19 protein-coding genes are annotated in these 23,307 nt (G+C 68.7%); 9 read left to right on the top strand and 10 right to left on the bottom strand.

All coding sequences use genetic code 11. From position 1 onward, the window contains the following. Window positions 1–41: 41 nt before the first annotated feature. The 8 genes from FFK22_RS24430 to FFK22_RS24395 all read right to left on the bottom strand — a co-directional run bounded on the left by FFK22_RS24430 (window position 42) and on the right by FFK22_RS24395 (window position 11,202). Window positions 42–1,454: a calcium-binding protein gene (locus tag FFK22_RS24430; protein WP_221938818.1), complete on the bottom strand. Its 1,413-nt coding sequence runs from the start codon at window positions 1,452–1,454 to the stop codon at window positions 42–44. 26 nt (window positions 1,455–1,480) lie between these two features. Continuing rightward, window positions 1,481–2,608 (bottom strand): ABC transporter substrate-binding protein, encoded by a 1,128-nt coding sequence (locus FFK22_RS43950; protein ID WP_221938817.1) that lies wholly within the window; start codon window positions 2,606–2,608, stop codon window positions 1,481–1,483. A gap of 122 nt (window positions 2,609–2,730) precedes the next feature. Beyond that, a complete protein-coding gene (locus tag FFK22_RS24420; RefSeq protein ID WP_138890506.1) occupies window positions 2,731–6,144 on the bottom strand; it encodes a DUF4781 domain-containing protein in 3,414 nt (1,137 codons plus the stop codon). Window positions 6,145–6,218: 74 nt separating this feature from the next. Further along, window positions 6,219–6,614, bottom strand: coding sequence for a hypothetical protein (locus tag FFK22_RS24415; protein WP_138890505.1), 396 nt, complete (start codon window positions 6,612–6,614; stop codon window positions 6,219–6,221). A gap of 97 nt (window positions 6,615–6,711) precedes the next feature. After that, window positions 6,712–8,097 (bottom strand): amidase, encoded by a 1,386-nt coding sequence (locus FFK22_RS24410; protein ID WP_138890504.1) that lies wholly within the window; start codon window positions 8,095–8,097, stop codon window positions 6,712–6,714. Between the two features lie 103 nt (window positions 8,098–8,200). Then, a complete protein-coding gene (locus tag FFK22_RS24405) occupies window positions 8,201–9,709 on the bottom strand; it encodes a tripartite tricarboxylate transporter permease (protein WP_138890503.1) in 1,509 nt (502 codons plus the stop codon). 7 nt (window positions 9,710–9,716) lie between these two features. Further along, a complete protein-coding gene (locus FFK22_RS24400) occupies window positions 9,717–10,178 on the bottom strand; it encodes a tripartite tricarboxylate transporter TctB family protein (RefSeq protein WP_138890502.1) in 462 nt (153 codons plus the stop codon). Between the two features lie 40 nt (window positions 10,179–10,218). After that, the gene (locus tag FFK22_RS24395) at window positions 10,219–11,202 is read right to left on the bottom strand and encodes a tripartite tricarboxylate transporter substrate binding protein BugD (RefSeq protein WP_138890501.1); all 984 of its coding nucleotides are present in this window, start codon (window positions 11,200–11,202) and stop codon (window positions 10,219–10,221) included. Between the two features lie 143 nt (window positions 11,203–11,345). Between FFK22_RS24395 and nudC the strand changes: the two genes are divergently transcribed. The 3 genes from nudC to FFK22_RS24380 all read left to right on the top strand — a co-directional run bounded on the left by nudC (window position 11,346) and on the right by FFK22_RS24380 (window position 12,986). Continuing rightward, on the top strand, window positions 11,346–12,260 hold the full coding sequence (gene nudC, locus FFK22_RS24390; protein ID WP_138890500.1) for an NAD(+) diphosphatase: 915 nt from the start codon (window positions 11,346–11,348) through the stop codon (window positions 12,258–12,260). An 82-nt stretch (window positions 12,261–12,342) separates the two neighbouring features. Beyond that, window positions 12,343–12,600 (top strand): type II toxin-antitoxin system Phd/YefM family antitoxin, encoded by a 258-nt coding sequence (locus FFK22_RS24385; protein WP_138890499.1) that lies wholly within the window; start codon window positions 12,343–12,345, stop codon window positions 12,598–12,600. A gap of 2 nt (window positions 12,601–12,602) precedes the next feature. Next, window positions 12,603–12,986: a type II toxin-antitoxin system VapC family toxin gene (locus FFK22_RS24380; protein WP_221938816.1), complete on the top strand. Its 384-nt coding sequence runs from the start codon at window positions 12,603–12,605 to the stop codon at window positions 12,984–12,986. 9 nt (window positions 12,987–12,995) lie between these two features. Here FFK22_RS24380 and FFK22_RS24375 read toward each other — a convergent pair whose 3' ends face one another. Together FFK22_RS24375 and FFK22_RS24370 are read right to left on the bottom strand one after the other, a co-directional pair. After that, entirely contained in the window at window positions 12,996–13,862 is an 867-nt protein-coding gene (locus tag FFK22_RS24375; protein WP_138890497.1) for a prephenate dehydratase, read from the bottom strand. Further along, the gene (locus FFK22_RS24370) at window positions 13,859–14,611 is read right to left on the bottom strand and encodes a 3-deoxy-manno-octulosonate cytidylyltransferase (RefSeq protein WP_138890496.1); all 753 of its coding nucleotides are present in this window, start codon (window positions 14,609–14,611) and stop codon (window positions 13,859–13,861) included. The genes FFK22_RS24375 and FFK22_RS24370 overlap by 4 nt, the downstream gene beginning before the upstream one ends. A gap of 241 nt (window positions 14,612–14,852) precedes the next feature. On the opposite strand from FFK22_RS24370, the gene FFK22_RS24365 reads away from it, so the two are divergent. The 6 genes from FFK22_RS24365 to FFK22_RS24340 all read left to right on the top strand — a co-directional run bounded on the left by FFK22_RS24365 (window position 14,853) and on the right by FFK22_RS24340 (window position 23,291). Further along, entirely contained in the window at window positions 14,853–15,467 is a 615-nt protein-coding gene (locus tag FFK22_RS24365; protein ID WP_138890495.1) for a cytochrome c family protein, read from the top strand. A gap of 147 nt (window positions 15,468–15,614) precedes the next feature. Then, entirely contained in the window at window positions 15,615–17,462 is a 1,848-nt protein-coding gene (locus FFK22_RS24360; protein ID WP_138890494.1) for an extracellular solute-binding protein, read from the top strand. 10 nt (window positions 17,463–17,472) lie between these two features. Then, window positions 17,473–19,341: an extracellular solute-binding protein gene (locus tag FFK22_RS24355; protein WP_138890493.1), complete on the top strand. Its 1,869-nt coding sequence runs from the start codon at window positions 17,473–17,475 to the stop codon at window positions 19,339–19,341. A gap of 62 nt (window positions 19,342–19,403) precedes the next feature. Next, on the top strand, window positions 19,404–20,519 hold the full coding sequence (locus tag FFK22_RS24350; protein WP_138890492.1) for a microcin C ABC transporter permease YejB: 1,116 nt from the start codon (window positions 19,404–19,406) through the stop codon (window positions 20,517–20,519). After that, on the top strand, window positions 20,512–21,648 hold the full coding sequence (locus tag FFK22_RS24345; protein WP_138890491.1) for an ABC transporter permease: 1,137 nt from the start codon (window positions 20,512–20,514) through the stop codon (window positions 21,646–21,648). The genes FFK22_RS24350 and FFK22_RS24345 overlap by 8 nt, the downstream gene beginning before the upstream one ends. After that, a complete protein-coding gene (locus FFK22_RS24340) occupies window positions 21,645–23,291 on the top strand; it encodes an ABC transporter ATP-binding protein (RefSeq protein ID WP_138890490.1) in 1,647 nt (548 codons plus the stop codon). The genes FFK22_RS24345 and FFK22_RS24340 overlap by 4 nt, the downstream gene beginning before the upstream one ends. Window positions 23,292–23,307: the final 16 nt, after the last annotated feature.

The raw sequence follows: 23,307 nt of genomic DNA, 5'->3' as shown, positions 1-23,307 counted from the left end.
CTCAACCGGCGAATGCGCCGCCGGCCGCCGACAGCCGGCCGCTACAGCACGAAATCTCCCGCGACCAGCGCGATGGCGCCGGTGAGCCGGATGTGGACATCGGAGACCCCGTCGCCGTTCACATCCCCGGCGATGATGGTGATGCCGGGGCTGGTGACGGCGGCGCGCAGCTGGCCGGCGTGATGGGTGAAGGCGCCGCTGCCGATGAAGCTGAAGGCCTGGTTGCCGGCGGCGCCCGAATGGGCGTCGATCGCCGACAGGTCGATCCGGTCGCCTTGGGCCCGGCTGAAATCGGCGATCCGGTCGGCGTTGGCGCCCACGGCGCTGTCGCCCGTCGCGGCGAAGACGAAGCGGTCGCCGCCGATGCCGCCGGTCAGCGCGTCCTTGCCGGCCCCGCCGCGGAGCACGTCGTTGCCCTCATAGCCGTTGAGCGCATTGGCGCCGCTGCTGCCGATCAGGGTGTCCCCGGCCTTGCCGCCGTTGACATTCTCGATCCCGATCAGGATGTCGCCCTGGGCGTTGCCGCCCGTGCCCGTGCCGGTGGCGAGATTGACCGTCACGCCGGCAGTCTCGCCCCAATAGCTCGCCGTGTCGACGCCCGCGCCGCCGTCGAGCCGATCGGCCCCGGCGCCGCCGCGGAGCACGTCGTTGCCGGTCCAGCCCTGCAGCGTGTTGGCGCCGGCGTTGCCGGCGAGGGTGTCGCCGGCCTGGCTGCCCGAGACAGTCTCGATCGAGACCAGCGTGTCGCCCTGGGCCTCGCCGCCGGTGCCCTTGCCGGTGGCGAGATCCACCGAGACCCCGACCGTGCCGGTGTAGTAGCTGGCCGTGTCGCTGCCGGCGCCGCCGTCGAGCCGGTCGGCCCCGGCGCCGCCGCGGAGCACGTCGTTGCCGGTCCAGCCCTGCAGGGTGTTGGCGCCGGCGTTGCCGCCGAGGGTGTCGTTGGCCTGGCTGCCCGAGAGGGTCTCGATCGAGCGCAGGCTGTCGCCCTGGGCCTCGCCGCCGGTGCCCTTGCCGGTGGCGAGATCCACTGAGACCCCGACCGTGCCGGCGTAGTAGCTGACCGTGTCGATGCCGGCGCCGCCGTCGAGCCAGTCGGCCCCGGCGCCGGCGCGGAGCACATCGTCGCCGCCGTCGCCCGTGACGACGTCGTCGCCGCCATTCCCGGCCAGCTGGTCGTTCCCGGCGAGGCCGAGGATGCGCTCGCCGCCGGCGCCGCCCTGCAGCAGATCGGCGGCGGCGGAGCCGGTCAGCGTCGCCACCGTGATGCCGGAGAACAGGCGGCCGGCGATCGCGTCGTCCTCGCCGTCGAGGCCTTCGCTCTCATAGGCCACGAAGAACCCGCCGGTCTTCAGCGCCGTGACCGATGGCCATTCCTGGGTGTCGACGAAGGACTGGTTGACCAGGATGTTGGCGCCGACCTTGCGCCCGTCCTCGAAGAAATACTGGCCGAACACCTCCTTCGTCCTAGGACCGCCTGCCTTCAGCCCGGCGTCAGCGAGACCCAGTAGCCGGGGCGGTACTCCACCGGCAGGAAGCGCTCGTGGAAGGTGCGGAAGGTGGCGTCCGGGTCGAGGTCGGCGAACAGCTCCGGATGCAGCCATTTCGCCAGGGCCTGGATCGCCACGAACTGGTAGGGGCTGTCGTAGAGCTGGTGCCAGATGGCGTGCACCCGGCCGGTTTCGGTCGCCGGGATGGCGGTGAAGGCCGGGCGCTGCATCAGCGCCTGCAGGCGGGCGCGGCTGCCGTCCTGGTCGGCGCCGGGGCCGACGCCGACCCAGGCGCCGGCGGTCTCGTAGAGCGTCCAGTTGCTGCCGGTGACGATCACCACATCCGGCTTCGACGCCACGATCTGCTCCGGGTTCAGCGTGCCGAAGGTGCCGGGGATCAGGTCGCGGGCGATGTTGTCGCCGCCGGCCACCGAGACCATCCGGCCGAAATTCTCGTCGCCGAAGGACATGCAGCATTCGTCGCTGTAGCCGCCGGCGCGGTCGATCATCACCTGCGGCCGCGGCCCGGCATGGGCGGCGAGCCGGCCGGTGACCTTCTCGATCTCGGCGCGACGGAAGGCGACCAGCTCCTCCGCCCGCTCCTCGCGCCCGGTCACCTGGCCGAGGATGCGGATGCTCTTCTCGGCGTTCTCGAAGGGCCGCTCGCGGAAATCGATGAACACCACCGGGATGCCGACCGCGGCCAGCTTGTCGATCAGCCCGCCCTCGTCGGTCGCCAACTTCGATTCCAGGTTCATCACCACCAGGTCGGGATGCAGCGACAGCGCCTGCTCGACGTCGAAGGTGCCCTCCTTGGCGCCGCCGAAGCGCGGCAGGTCAGCGATGAAGGGGTACTTCTGGCGATAGATCTCGTAGCCGTCGCGATCGGCCTTCTCGAGATCGTCGCGCCAGCCGACGACGCGCTGAAACGGCGCCTCGGTGTCGAGCGCCGCCAGCAGGTAGATCTGCCGCCCCTCGCCCAGGATGATCCGCTTCGCCTCGGCCGGGACCTGCACGCTGCGGCCGGCGACATCCTCCACCGTCCGGGTCTCGGCCGCCGGTGCCGCGCCGGCGGCGAACAGAAGGGCCGCGGCAAGGCCGAGGGTGCGTCGGGACATCATGGTGGCTGGTCCGGAGTGGAATGTTACGTCAGGCAAATTCAATGAACGATTTGAGAGTGATTATCAATCTCTATAAAACCGACTTGGTGGCCGCTTGGCCGGGTGAAGCCGACCGGCCCGGCCTAGTTCGGCCCCTGGCTGACGTTGACCTCGGCCGTGTCGATGAGGGCGTCGATCTCCCGCAGGTTGCTGGCCTGCTGGCTTCGGCCCGACTCGTCCAGCCCCTGCTTCATGCCGATCGGGTCGGCGATCACGAAGCGGCCATCCTTGTCGATCAGGAACTGCAGGTCGGCAATGGCGACATCCTTGTCGATCAGCAGGCTGCGGATCGCCTTCAGGCTCGAGATGCTGTTCCGGTTCAGCAGCGTGACGCTGAGCGGCTGGCCGCTGGCATCCATCCGGAAGTCGAGGTCCCGGTCGTTGGCAACATAGCGGTCCTGCAGGAAGGCCTTCTGTCCGTTGAAATCGAACTCGGCCTGGTTCCTCGCGATCGGGAAGCCGAGGCGGTCGAGCTCGGCGAGAGTGGCCTGCTGATGCTCGGGGTCGGAATAGGCTTCGCCCGGCCGGCGCACCTCCGGCTCCAGATCCTTGTAGACGACGATCACATGGTCGTCGCCGAAGGCGAAGGCGGTCTTCTCGGCCCCGGTCCCGAGGACTTCGCCGAGATTGGTCTCGGGATCGATCGCCCGGCGCCGCCCCTGGTCGTCGACCGAGAATGTCCGTCCGTTCTCGACCTCGATCCTGCCGCTCGGCCCCTGGGGCGTCGTCTTCCGCTGGAAGACGTTCCACCAGTTACGGTCTCGCGAGCCGGTGACATAGACATCGACGCCGCTGTAGTCGGCCACGCGTTGCGCGAAGGCGTTCGCCTCGGCGCTGGGCCGCGCAATGTTCAGGACGATCGGATGGTCCTCGTACTCCCGCCCGACCAGCGACTTCGTGAACACCTCCGGAACGGTGAACCGGTTGCCCTGGGCGTCCACCACATGGTTGGCGTCGGCTGCGGCGGCGAAATGGGCGACGTTGACGGATTTAATGTTCTTGTCGCGGAGAAGCGCATCGAGCGAGCGGAGCCGGGCGCGGCCGACGCTGCCGTCATCCGCCGGCAGGCGGCCGCCGACCCAGACCCGGTCCGTGTCGATCCGGGGGAACGCCATCTTCTGCGTTCGCGGAGAGCTCAGGTCGTCGCCGGGGCGCAGGTCGAGCGTCCGGGACGGATTCCGGCCGACCGGGGGCGCCTCGCGCGGCGGGGTGGGCGGCGGCGCCTCTCCCTCCGGATGCGGGGCGGATGCGGACGGGTCGGGCGGCGGGGTTTCGCCGTCGGGACGCGAAGTCGATGCGGGAGGATCGGCCGGGGCGCCGGTGCGCGGCTGGAAGGCCTGCCGGGCCATGGCACCGGCCGAGACGGTCCAGAACGCCATGCCCAGGCCCATCTCGAAGCGCTGGGCCGGGTCGAGATCGTTCCAGTCCGTGACCAGGGTGTATCCGCTGTTGCCGGCGGCCGCCGTATCCGCCCCGATCGCCGTGCCGTTGGCGACGGCCCAGGCCCCGGGCATGGTCACGTCCTGGCCGGTCCGGGCCAGGAAGGCGGCGCGGCCGAGCGGCAGCCCGCTCAGCACGCCGGCCGCGATGTTGAAATAGGCGGCCCTCGCCTGCGGGTCGCCGAAATCGTTCGACAGGCCGATGTCGTCGCGCTCGGCCAGGGTCTGCGCGCCGCGGCCGGAGACCCACGCCCCGGCGGCGATCATCACCACCGGGGCCGCGGTGCCGCCGCTGCCGATCATCATCGCCCCGCCGGCCAGCAGGCCGCCGACCAGGGCGACCATGTCGCCTGCCTCCAGCAGTTGCTCACCGATCGTATCCGGCGTCTTCGGCGTGTTGCGGCTGTCCAGCGCCACCTTGCCGTCGGGGCCCGGCTTCAGCTCACCGCCCTTGGGATAGGTGACGTTTCCGGGCGGCAGCTGGTTCTTGTCAGTCCATTTGCCGAAGCTGTCGTACCGCGCGCCCAGATTGTCGACGAACCAGGTCTTGCCGTCCTTGCCCTCGACCCGGAACAGCGGCAGCTGCACCGGCCCGGTCTGGCGGCTGGAATACTGGATCGGCAGCACCGTGACCCGGGCGGTGTCGCCGCCGAGATCCCGGATCGTGGCGGTGATCTTTGCCACCGTCCCGGCGTTGTCGCCGGTGGCGTAGAAGGACCGCTCGCCCCGGGCGGCCTCGTCCTTCAGCTGCTTCAGCTTGTCCGGCGGCGTGTCGGCGGAGATGCCTTCGGGCGGCAGGTTCATCGCCTGGCCGACCCGGTTGTCGAGCTGGGCGCCGTGCAGCTCCTCCGGGATGCCGACACCGCTGCCGCCGCCGAGGCGGTCGGCGGTGGCCTCGGGCGTCTGCCGGCTGGCCGCGAGCGCCCGGTCGGCGCTGTCCTGGGCGATCGGGACGGCGATCAGCGGGCTGGCCCAGGGATCGAAGCCGTCGCGCGACAGGCGGGCGACGGTGATCTCCGGGTTCTGCAGCACCACGGCCAGGGCCTGGGCCCGGCGCTCCGGCCCGATCTTGTCCTCGCCGAGAATGGCGTTGGGCGGCGTCAGCAGCGACCGGCCGGTCGGCGTCGACAGCAGGTCGCCGATCCGCTGCGCCTCCTGCTGCTGCCGCTGCGGGTCCTGCGGGAACAGCCCGCGGGCGAGGGCCTTGGCCATCGGCATCGACAGGTCCGTGCCCTGGCCGTAGCGCTGCTCCTGGGTGGTCGAGAAGGCACTGGTGGTGAAGGCCCAGCCGCTGTCGGTGAACGGCCCGGCATTGAGGGCCTCGAGCGTCGCCGAGGCATATTCGGTCTCGAGGCCGGGCGAGGACAGCGCTTCGGCGAGGCCCGCCGCCTTGGATGGTCCCAGCTGCTCGACCAGCCGCCGCAGCGCGGCCTGCTGCGCCGCATCGGCCTTGCGGCCCGGCTCGACATGCAGCGCGACGATGGCGGCACCGCCGATGTCGACCGCATCCCCGTTGCGCTCGGACGCCGGCTTGCCGCGCTGTTCCGCCTCCAGGGCGGCGGCCTTCACGGCGCAGCGTTCGGCCACCAGCGGCCCCAGGGTTCCGTCGCCGCGGACGTCCCGCGCCAGGTCCCGCGGCGAGGAATAGGTCTCGCCCTCGCGGACCCATTTGTCGAGCGCCTTGTCGACCAGATAGCGCCGCTCATCCTGCGTCAGCCCGCCCAGCTCGGAGTTCCCGCGCAGCGCATGCGCGACCTTGTCGTGGGAATCGTCGTTCCAGGGCCAGAAACTGTCATTCGCCCCGCCGACCCAGTCGTCGATGCTGCGGCGCCGGTCGTCGGCGATGGTCTTGGCCGGGTCGGTCAGCCCTGACGGCGGCTTCGGCGGATCCTCGGGGCGAGCTTGCGCCGGGGCGTCCGGGGTCCCTGAGACGGGGCGGCCTTCCTTGCGGACGGCATCGACCACATCCACGAAGCGGACCGGGCTGTCCGGCTTGCCGCGATCCACGCGCGGCGAATAAGGCGGCAGGCCGCTGGAGCGATCGGCTGGAAAGACCATGACAGCGCCCCTCCCCCAATAAGGACGATCCGGACCCGAGATGCGCGCTCAGGCCAATGGCCCGAGGCCGGAGGTCATGGCCGCCCGAGTTTCGCCTCCGCCGCCGCGAGCAGCAGGTCGATCAGCGCGACCTGATCCTGCGGCGGCGGCCGGCCTTCCCACACCGCGCCGGGGTCCGACAGCACGAACGCCCCGTCCGCGCGGATCAGGAGGTTGAGCCGGTCCACGGCGACCGGCGTCTCCAGCATGACCGCCCGGATGCGGGACAGGCTGGCCACGCTGGCCTCGCTCAGCAGCCGGTCGTCGACGACCGACCGGTTCCGCACGATGTCGGCGCTGCTGCCGGGATACCGCTCGAAGATGATGGCGGGCTGGCCATGCACGGAGGTCTTGCCGACGACCGCGGCCGTCGGCAGCCCCTTGGCCGCAAGGGCCTCCAGCATGGCGATCTCACGGTCCGCCCGATCCATGTCCCCCCTCGACATCAGACCACCCGGCAGCGGCGCCGGCCGCATGTCCAACAGTAGGAACGGATGACCGCTCCAGGATGTTCCAGGGACCGGCGTTTCACAAGGCCGGCCAGGGCCGCTGCGGGCCGCGGCGGTCCTCATAGGCCTTGGCCAGGCGCAGCACGCCGAGGTCATCGAAGCGCCGGCCGACGATCTGCAGCCCGATCGGCGCCCCGGCCTTGGTGTACCCGCAGTTGATCGACACCGCCGGCTGCTCCGACATGTTCCAGGCCACGGTGTAGCCGATATGCTCGAACGGCTTCTCCGGGTCGTTGACCGGCGAGGCCCAGTCGGCCGGGAAGCGGGCGACCGGCGCGGTCGGCGACAGCACGAAATCCCATGAGCCGAACAGCGTCGCCGCCGCCTTGCGGATCGCCATGGTCTGGTTGAAGCCGCGCATCACGGCGAGGCCGGAGCGCTGCGCCCCGGATTCCGCCCAGGCACGGATATAAGGCAGGATCTTCGCCCGCCCCTCCTCCGGCAGCCTCTCGACATCGTCCCAGGCGCGCGCCCGCCAGAAATCGTCCAGCCCGTCCAGCATCTCCCGGGTCAGGATCGCCGGCACCGGCTCGACGATGGCGCCGGCGGCCGCGAGCAGCCGGGCGGCGGCGGTCACCGCCTCACCCACCTCCGGGTCCAGCGCCATGCCGGCGCCGATCTCCATCATCAGGCCGATGCGCAGCCCCTTCGGGTCGATGGCGAGGTCGGACCAGTCGATCTCGGCCGGCGGCAGGTTCATGCCGTCGCGCCCGTCCGGCCGCGACAGCACCGTCATGGCCAGCGCCGTATCGGCCACGGTGCGGGTCATCGGCCCGGCGACGCGGCCGACATAGGGCGGGTCGATCGGGATCCGCCCCAGGCTGGGCTTCAGCCCGATGATGCCGCACCAGCTGGCCGGCAGCCGGATCGACCCGCCGATATCGGTGCCGAGATGGATCGGCCCGTAGCCGGCCGCGGCCGCCGCCCCGGCCCCGGCGCTGGAGCCGCCCGGATTGGTCGACAGGTCCCAGGGGTTGCGGGCCAGTTTGTGGAAGCTGGAGAGGCCGGAGGACAGCATGCCGTAATCCGGCATGGTGGACTTCGCCAGGATCACGGCGCCGGATTCGCGCAGCCTCGCGGCAGGCGGCGCGTCCTGGGCGGCGGGCACCAGCGCCGTCGCGGCGGTGCCGACCGGCACCGGCACGCCCTTCGTCGCGATGTTCTCCTTGATCGTCACCGGCACGCCGTCGACCGGGCCGAGCGGCCGCCCCTCGGCCCAGCGCGCGGCCGAGGCCGCGGCGGCGGCGCGGGCGGCGGCCGCATCCAGCGCCCACAGCGCCTGCAGCTTCGGCTCCCAGGCCTCGATCCGCTGCAGCACCGCCTCGGTCACCTCGATCGGCGACAGGCTGCGGTCGCGGTAGCGGGCGACGAGGTCGACGGCGGAGAGATCGGCAAGCGAGGTCATGCGTCACCGCTGAGCAAAGACGGGTGCCCAGATAAGCGGAAATCCGGCGCCCGACCAAGCTGAATGGCCGGACATTATCTGTCCGGCCTCGTTTTAGGCGCCGCTATCCGGCCTCCTCCTGGAACGCCTCCTCGCGCTTGCGCCGGATCGCCGGGCTGACCATCACCGCCAGCACGCCCACGGTCATCAGCAGCAGCACGGCACTGATCGGCCGGGTGACGAACACCGTCACGTCGCCGCGCGCCAGCAGCATGGCGCGGCGCAGATTCTCCTCCATCATCGGCCCCAGGATGAAGCCGAGCAGCAGCGGCGCCGGCTCGCAGTCCAGCTTCACCAGGATGTAGCCGACCAGGCCGAACAGGACGGTCAGATAGACGTCGAAGACGTTGTTGTTGAGGCTGTAGACGCCGATGCAGCAGAACGCCAGGATCGCCGGGAACATCAGGTGGTACGGCACCTTCAAGAGCCGCACCCAGATGCCGATCAGCGGCAGGTTCAGCACGATCAGGAAGAAGTTGCCGATCCACATCGAGACGATCAGGCCCCAGAACAGGTCCGGCTGCTCGGTCATCACCAGCGGGCCCGGCTGGATGCCCTTGATGATCATGGCGCCGACCATCAGCGCCATCACCGGCGTCGGCGGGATGCCCAGCGTCAGCATCGGGATGAAGGAGGTCTGGGCGCCGGCGTTGTTGGCCGATTCCGGCCCGGCCACGCCCTCGATCGCGCCCTTGCCGAACTCCTGCGGCCGGCGCGAGAGCTTCTTCTCCAGCGAATAGGCGGCGAAGGAGGACAGAATCGACCCGCCGCCCGGCAGGATGCCGAGGACCGAGCCCAGCGCGGTGCCGCGCAGGATCGCAGGCGTCATCCGGCGCAGCTCCTGGCGCGTCGGCATCAGGCCCGAGACCTTGCGCACCATCACGTCGCGCAGGTGTTCGGCCTCGAGGTTGCGGATGATCTCGGCGATGCCGAACAGGCCCATCGAGATGGCGACGAAGTTGATGCCCTGCGACAGCTCGGGGATGCCGAAGGTGTAGCGCGGCGTGCCGGTCTCGACATCCTGGCCGACCATGCCGAGCAGCAGGCCGAGCGCGATCATGCCGAGCGCCTTCAGCACCGAGCCATGCGCCAGCGCCACCGAGGCGACGAGGCCCAGGACCATCAGCGAGAAGTACTCGGCGGGTCCGAACTTCAGCGCGATGGCCGCCAGCGGCGGCGCGAACAGCGCGATCAGCAGGGTGGCGACGGTGCCGGCGAAGAACGAGCCGATGCCGGCGGCGGCCAGGGCGGCGCCCGCCCTGCCCTGCCTGGCCATCTGATAGCCGTCGATAGCCGTCACCACCGAGGCCGATTCGCCCGGCAGGTTGATCAGGATCGCCGTGGTCGAGCCGCCATATTGCGAGCCGTAATAGATACCGGCCAGCATGATCAGGGCCGCGATCGGCGGCAGCACGAAGGTCGCCGGCAGCAGCATGGCGATGGTCGCGGTCGGACCGAGGCCCGGCAGCACCCCGACCAGCGTGCCGAGCAGCACCCCGACGAAGCAATAGGCGAGGTTGGTCGGCGTGAAGGCGACGCCGAAGCCGAGGATCAGGTCGTGCAGCAGGTCCATGGTCGTCTCAGTTCCCGAACCAGCGGCCGAAGATGGGGATCGGCAGCCCGAGCCCCCAGACGAAGACGGCGACACAGAATGCGGCAAGGACCACCGCCGCCGCGGCCGCGACCGGCACCCGGAACTTGACGCTGGCGGCGGCGCCGACGAAGACCACCACCAGCAGCGCGACCACCAGCCCGCCGCCGCGCAGCAGCAGGCCGAACAGCAGCATCGCCCCCAGCACGATCGCGCCGCCGCGCCAGGCCCATTGGCCGACGCCCTCCCCCTCCAGCACGAAGGACCGCACCAGGGTGATCAGCCCGATCAGGGCCAGGATCCCGGCCAGCACGGTCGGGAAATAGCCCGGCCCCATCTTGATGGCGCGGCCCATGGAATAGCCCTGGGCCATCCAGCCGAAGCCGATCGCCAGGGCCAGGAAAATCAGCCCGGACCAGAAGTCCTTGGGATGACGGATGGAGAGGCGCATCGCGGCTCCTGGATCCGGTGCTGGGACGAGAGGCGCGGGCTCAGTCGGCGTAGACGCCGGCGGCTTTGATCACCGGCTCCCATTTGGCGATCTCGGCCTTGAGATAGGCATCGAGCGCCGCCGGGGTGGCCCGGTCGAGCGCCACCGGCTCGGTGCCGAGATCGGCGAAGCGGGCGACCACGTTCGGGTCCTTGAGCGCGGCCTGCAACGCGGCCTCGAGCTTGTCGACCACCGGCTGCGGCGTGCCCTTGGGCGCGTACAGCCCGTGCCAGATGCCGATCTTGAAATTGGGCAGCCCGGCCTCGGCGGTGGTCGGCACATCCGGCAGCGACGGCACGCGCTTGTCGGTGGTGACGGCGTAGACCTTGATCTTGCCGCCCTTGATCTGGCTGGTGGTGTTGGTGGTCTGGTCGCACATGAAGTCGAACACGCCGCCCAGCAGGTCGTTCATCGCCGGGCCGGTGCCCTTGTAGGCGACGGTGGTCAGCGGCGTGCCGATCGCATCCATGAACAGCATGCCGCAGAGATGCGAGGCCGAGCCGACGCCGGCATTGGCGATCGTCACCTTGTCCTTGTTCGCCTTGGCGTACTCCACCAACTCCTGCATCGACTTCGATTCGAAGTCACCGCGGGCGACGAAGGTCATCGGCACGTCGGTGACCAGGCCGATGCCGGCGAAGGCCTCGCCCGGCTTGTAGTCGAGGTTGCGGTACAGCGTGGCGCTGGTGGCCTGGCCGATATGGTGCAGCAGGATGGTGTAGCCGTCGGGGTCGGCCTTGGCGACACGCCCGGCGCCGATGGTGCCGCCGGCACCGCCGACATTCTCGACGATCACCTGCTGGCCGAGCGTCTTGCTCATCGGCTCGGCGATCAGCCGCGCCACCGTGTCGGTCGGCCCGCCGGCGGCGAAGGGCACCACCATGGTGATGACGCGGTTCGGGTAATCCTGGGCTGCGGTCGGCAGGGCAAAGGCGATGGCCGTGGCAGCAAAAATGCCGAGGCCGATCCGGCGGCTGAGCTTCATAGACGTGACCCCCTTCGTGTTCATCGATCCCGGCCGATTCCCGTCGGCCGTCATTTTTAGGCAATCTAGCCTGTCCTTACCGGATGGCACAGTTGCTTTTCCAGGCCCTGGCGTGGGGATCGAGGTCGTGCCAGTGTCGCGTCATGCTGCGCCCCAACTTCTACGTCCATCCGTCGCTCGACCGCGCCGGCCGCTTCCGCCGCGACACCGAGTGGATCGCCCGCGTCACCGTGAGCGAGCACACCCGCATCCTGCCGGTGTGGCAGGGCCGCAACCTGATCGCCGGGCCGCCGGAGGCGCCGCATGTCGCCATCGTGCCGGCGACCGAGGCCTGGTGGCGCAGCGCCGCGGCCGAGGTGGTGATGCTGGGCGTCAACGGCGACGTCACCTATCTCGCGGTCGATGTCAGCGGCCTGGCCGACCCGGCCGCGGACCCGGTGCTGGCCGGGCTGGGCAGCTTCCTCGACCTGCGCGCCGTCGGGCCGCTGCTGCCGCATGACGAGGGTGCCCTGCTGGCCTATGCCCGCGGCATGGTGTGGTGGCATTCGCGCCACCGCTTCTGCGGCGTCTGCGGCAGCCCCACCGCCAGCAGCGACGCCGGCCACCGCCGCGACTGCACCAATCCGGACTGCCGCACCCAGCATTTCCCGCGCACCGACCCGGCGGTGATCATGCTGATCCATGACGGCGACCGGGTGCTGCTGGGACGCCAGAAGGCGTGGCCGCCAGGCATGCATTCGGTGCTGGCCGGGTTCCTCGAGCCGGGCGAGAGCCTGGAGGATGCGGTGAAGCGCGAGGTGGTGGAGGAGGCCGGCATCGTCGTCGACGACGTCCGCTACCATTCCAGCCAGCCCTGGCCGTTCCCGCAGTCGCTGATGGTGGGGTTCACCGGCCGCGCCGTGACCGCCGATCTGCAGGTCGATCAGGACGAGCTGGAATCGGCCGCCTGGTTCGAGCGCGACTGGCTGCGCCGCCATGTCGACGACGAATCGTTCCGCCTGCCCCGCCGCGACAGCATCGCCCGGCGCCTGCTGGAGGACTGGCTGGCGGAGGGCTGAGGTCGGCCAAGACTTGTCTTGGACCACCGGATAGACCATCTTTCATGCATGTCCACATCGCCCGATCGATGGGGAGGGAACCATGCACATCTCCGTCAGCGAAGCGAAGGCCCAGCTCACTGAGCTGGTGCGGCGCGCGGAGGCCGGCGAGGAGATCGTCCTGACCCGGTTCGGCCAACCCGTCGCTCGCCTGGTGCCGGAGGCCAGAAAGCCGACCTTGGCCGAGCGGAAGGCCATCATCGGGGAGATCAGAGCGGCAGTTCGCGGCAAGGCCACCCCAGGCCCCTCCGCGGCGCGCAGCCAGGACTTTCTGTATGATGAATTTGGCCTGCCGAAGTGATCGTGGTCGACACCTCGGCTCTGCTGGCCATAGTGCTGGAAGAAGCCGAGGCCGATTCCTGTTCGGCCATTCTGACGGATGCGTCCGAGCTGGTCATTTCCACCGGCACCCTGGCGGAAGCCTTGCTTGTCGCGGGCCAGCGCGGTGTCGGAGATGATTTGGAGCAGTTGGTCAACCGGATGGGCTTCGAGATCGCGCCGGTGACGCCCGCCGTCGCTCGACGCGTGGCGGAAGCCTATGCCCGGTGGGGCAAGGGCAATCACCCCGCCAGGCTGAACTTCGGCGACTGCTTCGCCTATGCAGAGGCCGAGGCCCGATCCTGCCCGCTGCTGTTCATCGGCGACGATTTCGCCCGAACCGATCTGAAATCCGCTCTCGACGGGTAGTCCCCGCCTTCACTCGTCCTCGGCGATCTGGCTCGGGTCGCGGCGGAACGGGTGGGCCGGGTAGACGCCGAGCATGTGGAAGTTGCGGGTGAAGAACTGCAGCTCCTCCAGCGCGAAGCGCAGCGCCTGGTCGTCCGGGTGCCCCTCGACATCGGCATAGAACTGGGTCTGGCTGAACCGGCCGCCCAGCATGTAGCTCTCGAGCTTGGTGATGTTGACCCCGTTGGTGGCGAAGCCGCCCAGCGCCTTGTACAGCGCGGCCGGCACCGAGCGCACCTCGAACACGAAGCTGGTCATCACCGGGCCGTTGTTCGGCTTCGGCCGCACCGGGTCGCGCGACAGCACGACGAAGCGGGTGGTGTTGTGCTCCGCATCCTCGATGTCGCCGGCCAGGATCTGCAGCTTGTAGATCTCCGCCGCCAGGCGGCTGGAGATGGCGGCGATGGCAGGGTCGCCCCGCTCCGCCACCATGCGCGCGGCGCCGGCGGTGTCGGCATGCACCACCGGCTTCAGCCCGCGGGCCCGCAGCCATTGCCGACACTGGCCCAGCGCCTGGACATGGCTGTGCACCTCGCGAATATCGGCCAGCTTGGCGCCGGGCAGCGCGACCAGCTGGTGGTTCACCCGCAGGAAGTGCTCGCCGATGATGTGCAGTCCGGATTCGGGCAACAGGTGGTGCATGTCGGCGACGCGGCCGGCGATCGAGTTCTCGATCGGGATCATGCCGAGATCGGCCCGGCCGTCATGGATCGCCGCCAGCGCCTCCTCGAAGGACGGGCACGGCACCGTCTCCGCATCCGGGAAGACCTGGCGCGACGCCATGTCGGAATTGGCCCCGGGCCAGCCCTGGAACGAGATCCGCTTGGCGCTGGTCATTTCGAGGCTCCTTCTGCGAGCAGGCGCCGGGCACGCTCCAGCTCCTCCTGGGTGTCGACGCCGAGCGGCACGGTGTCGACGATGGCGACGTCGATCCGCATCCCGGCGGTCAGGGCCCGCAGCTGCTCCAGCTTCTCGCGCCGCTCCAGCGCCGAGGGCGGCAGCGTGACGTAGCGCTCCAGCGCCGCCCGGCGATAGGCGTAGAGGCCGATATGGTGCAGCAGCGGCCCCTCACCCGACGGCGCCGTGGTGCGGGTGAAGTAGAAGGCCCGGCCGGTCCGCGCCCCCTCCGCCCGCTCGACGATCGCCTTGACGATGGCGGGGTTGGTCTTCTCCTCGTCGCGCACGATCACCGCGGCCAGCGTGCCGATGTCCACCGCCGGGTCGGCCAGCAGCGCCATCGCCGCCCGCGGCAAGGAGGGGTCCAGCGTCGGCAGGTCGCCCTGGACGTTGACCACGATGTCGTGCCGCCCGTCGGGGTCGACGCTGCGCAGCGCCTGGGCGATGCGGTCGGAGCCGGAGGGCAGGTCCGGGTCGGTCAGGACGGCGGTGCCGCCGGCCGCCTCGATGGCCTCGGCGATCGGCCGGTCGCCGCAGGCGACGACCACGGGGCCGAGCCCGGCGGCGACGGAGCGGCGCCAGACATGGACGATCATCGGCTCGCCATGGATGTCGGCCAGCGGCTTGTTCGGCAGGCGGGTCGCGGCCAGGCGGGCGGGGATGACGACGATGGGGTTGGACGAAGTCATGATGCGGCGTCATCCACCGTTGCCGCGACGGCGTCAAGACCGGGCCGAATCCCTGATCGCCGGAGGATTGTCGGGACAAGCCGCGCGGCCGTCCGCCGCGCCCCCTGCAAAGGGTGTCGCAGCCGGACATCGGCCCTTGCCAGACCGATTGCAACGCCTTTACAAGACCCGCGGTGTCGCACGGTCGAATCGAGTCGTGCGTCCGGGGAGGTTGCCGTCGCGTTTCGAGGTGAGATCCGGCATGGAATTCAATAAAATATTCGCTGCTGTCCTGCTGGCCGGCATCATCGGAATGGCGACCGGCATCGTGGCCGATATCCTGGTCTCGCCGGAGCCGCTGCACGAGAACGCATACAAGGTCGACACCAGCGCCGTCGCCGCTGCGCCCGCCGCCGGTGCGGAGCAGGCCGGGCCGTCGATCCCGCCGATCGCGCCGCTGATGGCGGCCGCCGATCCGGCCAAGGGCCAGGCCCTGTCGAAGGCCTGCACCGCCTGCCACACCTTCGAGAAGGGCGGCGCCAACAAGGTCGGCCCGAACCAGTGGAACCTGGTCGACGCGCCGATGGGCCACAAGGACGACTTCAACTACTCGGCCGCGATCAAGAAGAAGCACGAGGACGGCGCGCACTGGACCTATGAGGAGCTGAACGAGTTCCTGGCCGGTCCGAAGGCGCATATCCCGGGCACGACGATGACCTATGCCGGGATGAAGAGCGAGAAGGACCGGGCCGACCTGATCGCCTGGCTGCGCACCAACGCCGACACGCCCGCGCCACTGCCGAGCCCGGATGCCGCCCCCGCCGGCGGCGCTGCCCCTGCGGGGGGCGAGGCACCAGCGCCGAAGAGCGGCGGCTGATCGCCGCAGCCATCCAGTTCCGGGACGGGACCGCCAAAAGCGGTCCCGTTTCCGTTTATGTCTGGCTTTCTTTCGCCCCGTGGGATTCCCTAGACTCTGCTTATCCGCCGACGCCGTTGCGGCGCCGGAATATCGGCCGGGACTTTCATGCGCGTCATTGCCGCCCTGCTGCTCACCCTTGCCCTCGCGGTCCCGGCCGCTGGTCGGGCGCAAGAGCCGGCGGCCAGCCATGCCCTGGCCCTGTTCGGCGAGCCGAAATACCCGGCCGGCTTCACCCATTTCGACTATGCCGACCCGGACGCGCCGAAGGGCGGCGGCCTGGTGCTGAGCACGGTCGGTACCTTCGACACGCTGAACGTCATCCCGATCGGCACGCCGCCGCGGTCGCTGGGACTGCTCAATGATTCGCTGATGGTCGAGAGCCAGGACGAATCCGGGGTCTATTACGGCCTGCTGGCGGAGAGCGTGACGGTCCCGGACGACTTCTCCTGGGCGATCTTCACGCTGCGGCCGGAGGCGCGCTGGCATGACGGCGTGCCGGTGACGGCCGCCGACGTGGTCTGGAGCTGGGAGACGGCGCGGGACAAGGCCGAGCCCTTCCTGAAGTCGTTCTTCCGCGACGTCACCGGCGCCGAGGCGCTGGACGACCGCCGGGTGCGCTTCACCTTCGCCAGCCGCAACAGCCGCAAGCCGATCGGCCAGGTGGCGAACGCGCTGCCGATCCTGCCGAAGCACTGGTGGACCGCGAATGGCCGCGACGTCGGCCAGAACATGGTCGAGCCGCCGCTCGGCAGCGGACCTTACCGGATCGCGTCGGTCGACCCCGGCCGGACCCTGGCCTGGGAGCGGGTGCCGGACTATTGGGGCCGCGACCTGCCGGTGAATCGCGGCCAGTGGAACGTCGACCGCATCCGCTACGACTACTACCGCGACCGCGACGCCGAGTTCGAGGCGTTCAAGGGCGGCAACTCCGACTTCCGGCAGGAGTTCACCTCGCTGTTCTGGGCCACCGGCTACGACATCCCGGCGGTGCGCGACGGCCGCCTCATCCGCGCCGAAATCGCCAGCGAGGATCCCCGCGGCATGCAGGGATATCTGTTCAATCTGCGTCGCCCGCCGTTCTCCGACCCCAAGGTCCGCGAGGCGCTGGGCTGGCTGTACGACTTCGAATGGGTCAACAAGACCCTGTTCTCCGGCCTGTACGAGCGGCTGACCAGCTATTTCAACGCCGAGGGCTTCCGCTCCTCCGGCGTGCCGGAGGGCGAGGAACGGGCGCTGCTGGAGCCGTTCCGCGGCCAGGTGCCGGACACGCTGTTCGACACCCCCTTCGCCCTGCCGAAGACCGATGGCAGCGGCAACATGCGCGACAACATCCGCACCGCGCTGCGCCTGCTGAAGGAGGCGGGGTGGGAGCAGCGCGACGGGGTGATGACCAACATCGCCACCGGCGCGCCGATGCAGTTCGAGATCCTGATCGACCAGCCGGTCTACGAACGCGTGACCCAGCCCTTCATCGACCGGCTGCGGCAGGTCGGCATCCAGGCATCGCTGCGCCGGGTGGACACGGCCCAGATGGAAAAACGGCGGCAGAGCTTCGACTATGACGTCATGCCGCTCGCCCTCGCCTTCTACCCCCCGCCGGGCAGCGAGCTGCGCAACTATTTCGGCTCCGAGGCGGCGGGGATCGAAGGCTCGGCTAACATGATGGGCATCCGCAACCCGGTGGTGGACGCGCTGATCGACAAGGTCACGGCTGCCCGCGACCTCTCGTCGCTGCAGGTTGCGACCCGGGCGCTGGATCGTGTGCTGTTGTGGAACCGTTACCTGATCCCGCAATGGGGCAAGACCGACGCCTGGGTGGCCTATTGGAACCGCTTCGGTCAGCCGAAGACGCAGCCGTCCCATCGCTTCGGCGACCCGAATGGGATCGCGTTCCCCTCGACCTGGTGGATCGATCCGGCGAAAGATGCGGCGCTGAAGCGCGGCGGAGGATAGAGAGAGACGCATGATCACACGGCGCCAGTTCTCGATCGGCTCGATGCTCTCGGTTGCGGGAGCATCGATCCCCCTGCCCCGGGCCTTTGCCCAGGGGGCGGCCGCCACGCCCGGCTATGGGGCGCCGACCTATTACCTGCCGATGCTGGACCTGAAGGCGGCCTATCCGAAGGACTTCCCGCATTGGAACTATGTCCGCCCGGACGCCCCCAAGGGCGGCAAGCTGGTGCTGGGCGTCTTCGGCAGCTTCGACACGCTGAACAATATGACAACCGACGGCACCGACGCGGCAGGCGTGGGCGCCATCAATGATGCGTTGATCACCGGCAATCTCGACGAACTCGACACCTACTACGCCGATGCCGCGGAGTCGTTCGTGATCTCGGACGACAAGCTGTCGATCATTTTCACGATGCGCGACGGCCTGCGCTTCCATGACGGCCACCCGATGACCGCCGAGGACGTCGCCTATACCCATCAACTCCTGCGCGAAAAGGGCGCGCTGCGGTTCCGCGCCCGCTTCTACGACGACATGGACAGCATCGAGGCGCTGGATGAGCGGCGTGTCCGGTTCACGGCCAAGAACCTGAACAACCCGCAGCTCCTCAAGGCGATGGCGAGCTTCCCGATCCTGCCCAAGCATTGGTGGGAAAGCCGGGATTTCGGCGGCCTCATGATGGAGCCCCCGCTCGGGAGCGGCGCCTACAAGATCAAATCGGTCGATCCGGGACGGTCCATCACGCTGCAGCGGGTCGAGGGCTATTGGGGCGAGGGCCTGCCGCAGAATATCGGTTCGGCCAATTTCGACGAGATCACCTATCAGTACTATCGCGACCAGGACGTGCTGTATGAAGCCCTCAAGTCGGGTGAGTTCGACTTCATGGCCATCAGCTCGGCTCAACAATGGACGACCGGCTTCAAATCCGTATCGGCAGCGCAGACCGGCGCGCTCAAACTGGAAGAAATCCCAGATGCTTCGCCACAATTCTATCTTGGCATGATGTTCAACTTGAGACGACCATACTTCTCCGATGTACGAGTTCGCCGAGCCCTTAACTATTTCTATGACTTTGAGACCACACAGAAAACCAACTATTACGGTCTCTACAGTCGCATCCACAGCTATTTTCCGAACACACCGTTCTCCTTCAGCGGGTTGCCGGAAGGCCGCGAGCTGGAGATCCTGGAGCGCTATCGCGGCAAGATCGCCGACGAAATCTTCACCACCGAGTTCAAGCAGCCGACGACGGACGGCAACGGCAACATCCGCGCCAATCTTCGGGCCGCGTTGGATCTGCTGAAACAGGCCGGCTGGGAATCGCGCGGCGGCAAGCTGACCAACACCACGGGTCAGGTGATGGCCTTCGAAATCGTCTACACCAGCCCGGAAACTGAGAAGACCATCCTACCATTTGTCGAAAATCTCCGTCGTGCCGGCATCCAGGCCTCACCCCGGCTGATGGATGTGCCGCAGTTCCGCAATCGCGTGAACAATTTCGAGTTCGACCTGATGCCGGCGCGGTTCGTGCCGTTCTTCCCGCCGGGTGAGGCCCTGCGCGGCGGCTGGAACTCTCGTTACGCCGACCGGCCCGGCGACGAGAATTCGCAAGGGATCAAGGACCCGATCATCGACGAGCTGGTCGAGATGATCATCGCTGCCGATACCTATGACGAGAAGGCGGCGACCTGCAAAGCCTTCGACCGCTATGCCACCTGGCAGTTTTTCTCGATCGGCCTGTACGAGGACCCGGTCAACCGGATCGCATACTGGGACATGTTCGGCCATCCGGAGACACGCCCGAAAAACGATGTCGGTTTCCCCAGCACCTGGTGGTTCGACGGCAAAAATCCGAAGGCGATCCGGGGGCAGCGCCGGTGATCCATTCGCGGAACGAAGTCCGTCGTCATCGCTTCGGTTTTTTCCCGACGGACGTTTGACCGATGCTCGCCTACATCATCCGGCGCCTCCTGCTGATCATCCCGACCCTGTTCGGGATCATGGTGGTCAACTTCGTCATCGTGCAGTTCGCGCCCGGCGGTCCGGTCGAGCAGATGATCGCGCAGCTGCAGGGCACCGCCACTGACGCCACCGCGCGGATCAGCGGCGGCGGAGGCGGTGATTTCGGCCGCCCGGTGGACAATTCCCAGCTTGGCGGCAGCAATGCCGCGTCCAGCAAGTATCGCGGCGCTCAGGGACTTGATCCGAAATTCATCGCCGAGATCGAGAAGAAGTTCGGCTTCGACAAGCCGCCGCTCGAGCGGTTCTGGCTAATGATACACGACTATCTGAACTTCGATTTCGGCCGCAGTTACTTCAAGAGCGCCGGGGTCGTCGACCTCATCATATCCAAGCTGCCGGTGTCGATCTCGCTTGGGGTGTGGACCACGCTGCTGGTCTATCTGATCTCGATCCCGCTCGGCATCCGCAAGGCCGTGCGTGACGGTTCGCGCTTCGACATCTGGACGTCCGGCGTCGTCGTCGTCGGCTATGCGATCCCCAGCTTCCTGTTCGCCATGCTGCTGATCGTGACCTTCGCCGGCGGCCGCTATTTCGCCTGGTTCCCGTTGCGCGGCTTGGTCTCCGACGGCTGGTCCTCCCTGCCCTGGTATCAGCAGATCCTCGACTATCTCTGGCACATGGTGCTGCCGATCAGCGCCATGGTGATCAGCGGCTTCGCCACCCTGACCATGCTGACCAAGAACTCGTTCATCGACGAACTCGGCAAGATGTATGTGCTGACCGCGCGGGCCAAGGGCCTGACCGAGCGGCGGGTGCTGTACGGCCATATCTTCCGCAACGCCATGCTGATCGTCATCGCCGGCTTCCCCGCCGCCTTCATCGGCGTGCTGTTCACCGGGTCGCTGTTCATCGAGGTGATCTTCTCGCTCGACGGGCTCGGCCTGCTCGGCTACGAGGCCGCGATCCAGCGCGACTACCCGGTGGTCTTCGCCACGCTCTACGTCTTCACTCTGCTCGGCCTGGTGATGAAGCTGGTGCAGGACGTGACCTACACGCTGATCGACCCGCGGATCGACTTCGAGGCCCGCAATGTCTGAGGCGGCATTGTCTCAGGGCCGGGACTTCGCCCATCCGCGCTTCCTCGGCTTCCGCATCCGGCCGATCACCGCCCGCCGCATCGCCAATTTCCGCGCCAACCGCCGCGGGCTGATCGCGCTGTACCTGTTCCTGGTCGTGTTCCTGGTCACGCTGTTCGCCGAGTTCATCGCCAATGACCGGCCGCTGCTGGTCAAATATGACGGCCACTACTATGTGCCCGTCCTGCAGACCTATCCGGAGACGGCGTTCGGCGGCGAGTTCGAGACCGAGGCGGATTACCGCGACCCCTTCGTGCGCGAGCTGATCAGCACCAAGGGCTGGGCGGTCTGGCCGCTGATCCCCTTCTCGTACCGCACCATCAACTACGACCTGGATCAGCCCGCCCCCTCCCCGCCCTCGGCGGTGAACTGGCTCGGCACCGACGACCAGGGCCGAGACGTGCTGGCCCGGCTGATCTACGGCCTGCGCATCTCGATCCTGTTCGGCCTGACCCTGACCGCGATCGCGTCCGTCATCGGCGTCTTCGCCGGCGCGATCCAGGGCTATTTCGCCGGCTGGACCGACCTGGTGTTCCAGCGGGTGATCGAGATCTGGTCCGGCATGCCGCAGCTGTACCTGCTGATCATCATGTCGTCCTTCTTCGTGCCGGGCTTCTGGACGCTCTTGTTCATCATGCTGCTGTTCGAGTGGATGAGCCTGGTCGGGGTGGTGCGGGCGGAGTTCCTGCGGGCCCGCAACCTGGACTATGTCCGTGCCGCCCGGGCGCTGGGCCAGCCGGACCGGGTGATCATGTGGAAGCACGTGCTGCCCAACGCCGTGGTCGCCACCATCACCTTCCTGCCGTTCAACCTGACCGGCAGCATCAGCCTGCTGACCGGCCTGGACTTCCTCGGCCTCGGCCTGCCGCCCGGGTCGCCCTCGCTCGGCGAGCTGGTCAGCCAGGGCAAGGCCAATCTGCAGGCGCCGTGGCTGGGCTTCACCGCCTTCTTCTCGCTGGCCATCCTGCTCAGCCTCCTCGTCTTCATGGGCGAGGCGCTGCGCGACGCCTTCGACCCGCGCAAGACCGTGGCGGCCGGCCCCACCGCCGCCGCCGATCCCGTGACCGACCCCAAGGCCCAGACGCCATGACCGACACCACTGCCCAAGGCGAAAGGCTGCTCGAGATCCGCGACCTGGCGGTGGAGTTCCGCGTGCCCGGCGGCGCGGTGCCGGCGGTCAAGGGCGTGTCGCTGCATCTCGACCGCGGCGAGACCCTGGCGCTGGTCGGCGAGAGCGGCTCGGGCAAGTCGGTCACCGCGCTGTCGGTGCTGCAGCTGCTGCCCTATCCCAGTGCTCGCCACCCCAAGGGCAGCATCCGCTATCGCGGCCAGGAGCTGCTGGGCGCGCCGGAAAAGGTGCTGCGCGAGGTCCGCGGCAACAAGATCGCCATGGTGTTCCAGGAGCCGATGACCTCGCTGAACCCGCTGCACACGATCGAGAAGCAGGTCGGCGAGGTGCTGTCCGTGCACAAGGGCATGGGCAAGGCCCAGTCCCGCGCCCGGGTGCTGGAGCTGCTGCGCCTGGTCGGGCTGCCGAACCCGGAGCAGCGGCTGAACGCCTATCCGCACGAGCTGTCGGGCGGCCAGCGCCAGCGGGTCATGATCGCCATGGCGCTGGCGAACGAGCCGGACATCCTGATCGCCGACGAGCCGACCACCGCGCTGGACGTCACCATCCAGGCCCAGATCCTGGAGCTGATGCAGAGCCTGCAGCGCCGCTTCGGCATGGCGCTGCTGCTGATCACCCACGACCTCGGCGTGGTCCGCAAGATGGCGGACCGGGTCTGCGTCATGAACAAGGGCGAGATCGTCGAGGCGGGCGAGACCGAGGCGGTGTTCACCGCGCCGCAGCACCCCTACACCCAGCGCCTGCTCGCCTCCGAGCCCAAGGGCGACCCGGCGCCGCCCCCGGCCGATGCCCGCACCGTGGTCTCGGCCAGCGAGATCAAGGTCTGGTTCCCGATCAAGGCCGGCGTGCTGCGCCGCACGGTCGACCATGTCAAGGCGGTGGACGGCATCGACGTCACCGTGCGCGAGGGCCACACCGTCGGCGTGGTCGGAGAGAGCGGATCGGGCAAGACCACGCTCGGCCTCGCCTTGCTGCGCCTGATCTCCAGCCAGGGGTCGATCCTGTATGGCAAGAAGGAGCTGCAGGGCCTGCAGTTCCGCGACATGCGCCCGCTGCGGCGGGAGATGCAGATCGTCTTCCAGGACCCGTACGGCTCGCTCAGCCCGCGGATGTCGATATCCGAGATCATCGAGGAAGGGCTGCAGGTGCACCGCATCGGCGGCTCCTCGGCCGAACGGGAGCGGATGATCGTCGCGGCGCTGGAGGAGGTCGGGCTCGACCCCGCCAGCCGGCACCGCTACCCGCACGAATTCTCCGGGGGCCAGCGCCAGCGGGTGGCGATTGCCCGGGCCATGGTGCTGAAGCCGAAATTCGTGGTGCTGGACGAGCCGACCTCGGCGCTCGACATGTCGGTCCAGGCCCAGATCGTTGACCTGCTGCGCGGGCTGCAGGAGAAGCACCGCCTGGCCTATCTGTTCATCAGCCACGACCTGAAGGTGGTCCGCGCCCTGTCGGACGAGGTGATCGTGATGAAGAACGGCAAGGTGGTCGAGCATGGCTCGGCGGTGCAGATCTTCGAGGCGCCGCAGCACCCCTACACCCAGGCGCTGCTGAAGGCCGCACTGGAGCTCAAGGCGGCGGACACGCCGGAGGTCGCGGTCTGAGCCCGCCTCTCCGGCG

It is taken from the genome of Mycobacterium sp. KBS0706, from assembly GCF_005938675.2.
Classification (GTDB): Bacteria; Pseudomonadota; Alphaproteobacteria; order DSM-16000; family Inquilinaceae; genus Inquilinus.
The sequence above is the reverse complement of the archived record's forward strand: the minus strand, read 5'-3'. Positions and strand labels throughout refer to the sequence as shown.

Bases quoted from the DNA above. Each gene is read 5' to 3' on its own strand.
- FFK22_RS43950 (WP_221938817.1), bottom strand. From the start codon at position 2,608: ATGATGTCCCGACGCACCCTCGGCCTTGCCGCGGCCCTTCTGTTCGCC.
- FFK22_RS24410 (WP_138890504.1), bottom strand. From the start codon at position 8,097: ATGACCTCGCTTGCCGATCTCTCCGCCGTCGACCTCGTCGCCCGCTAC.
- FFK22_RS24365 (WP_138890495.1), top strand. From the start codon at position 14,853: ATGGAATTCAATAAAATATTCGCTGCTGTCCTGCTGGCCGGCATCATC.
- FFK22_RS24415 (WP_138890505.1), bottom strand. From the start codon at position 6,614: ATGGATCGGGCGGACCGTGAGATCGCCATGCTGGAGGCCCTTGCGGCC.
- FFK22_RS24370 (WP_138890496.1), bottom strand. From the start codon at position 14,611: ATGACTTCGTCCAACCCCATCGTCGTCATCCCCGCCCGCCTGGCCGCG.
- FFK22_RS24420 (WP_138890506.1), bottom strand. From the start codon at position 6,144: ATGGTCTTTCCAGCCGATCGCTCCAGCGGCCTGCCGCCTTATTCGCCG.
- FFK22_RS24400 (WP_138890502.1), bottom strand. From the start codon at position 10,178: ATGCGCCTCTCCATCCGTCATCCCAAGGACTTCTGGTCCGGGCTGATT.
- FFK22_RS24375 (WP_138890497.1), bottom strand. From the start codon at position 13,862: ATGACCAGCGCCAAGCGGATCTCGTTCCAGGGCTGGCCCGGGGCCAAT.
- FFK22_RS24340 (WP_138890490.1), top strand. From the start codon at position 21,645: ATGACCGACACCACTGCCCAAGGCGAAAGGCTGCTCGAGATCCGCGAC.
- FFK22_RS24360 (WP_138890494.1), top strand. From the start codon at position 15,615: ATGCGCGTCATTGCCGCCCTGCTGCTCACCCTTGCCCTCGCGGTCCCG.
- FFK22_RS24355 (WP_138890493.1), top strand. From the start codon at position 17,473: ATGATCACACGGCGCCAGTTCTCGATCGGCTCGATGCTCTCGGTTGCG.
- FFK22_RS24385 (WP_138890499.1), top strand. From the start codon at position 12,343: ATGCACATCTCCGTCAGCGAAGCGAAGGCCCAGCTCACTGAGCTGGTG.
- FFK22_RS24345 (WP_138890491.1), top strand. From the start codon at position 20,512: ATGTCTGAGGCGGCATTGTCTCAGGGCCGGGACTTCGCCCATCCGCGC.
- FFK22_RS24395 (WP_138890501.1), bottom strand. From the start codon at position 11,202: ATGAAGCTCAGCCGCCGGATCGGCCTCGGCATTTTTGCTGCCACGGCC.
- FFK22_RS24350 (WP_138890492.1), top strand. From the start codon at position 19,404: ATGCTCGCCTACATCATCCGGCGCCTCCTGCTGATCATCCCGACCCTG.
- nudC (WP_138890500.1), top strand. From the start codon at position 11,346: ATGCTGCGCCCCAACTTCTACGTCCATCCGTCGCTCGACCGCGCCGGC.
- FFK22_RS24405 (WP_138890503.1), bottom strand. From the start codon at position 9,709: ATGGACCTGCTGCACGACCTGATCCTCGGCTTCGGCGTCGCCTTCACG.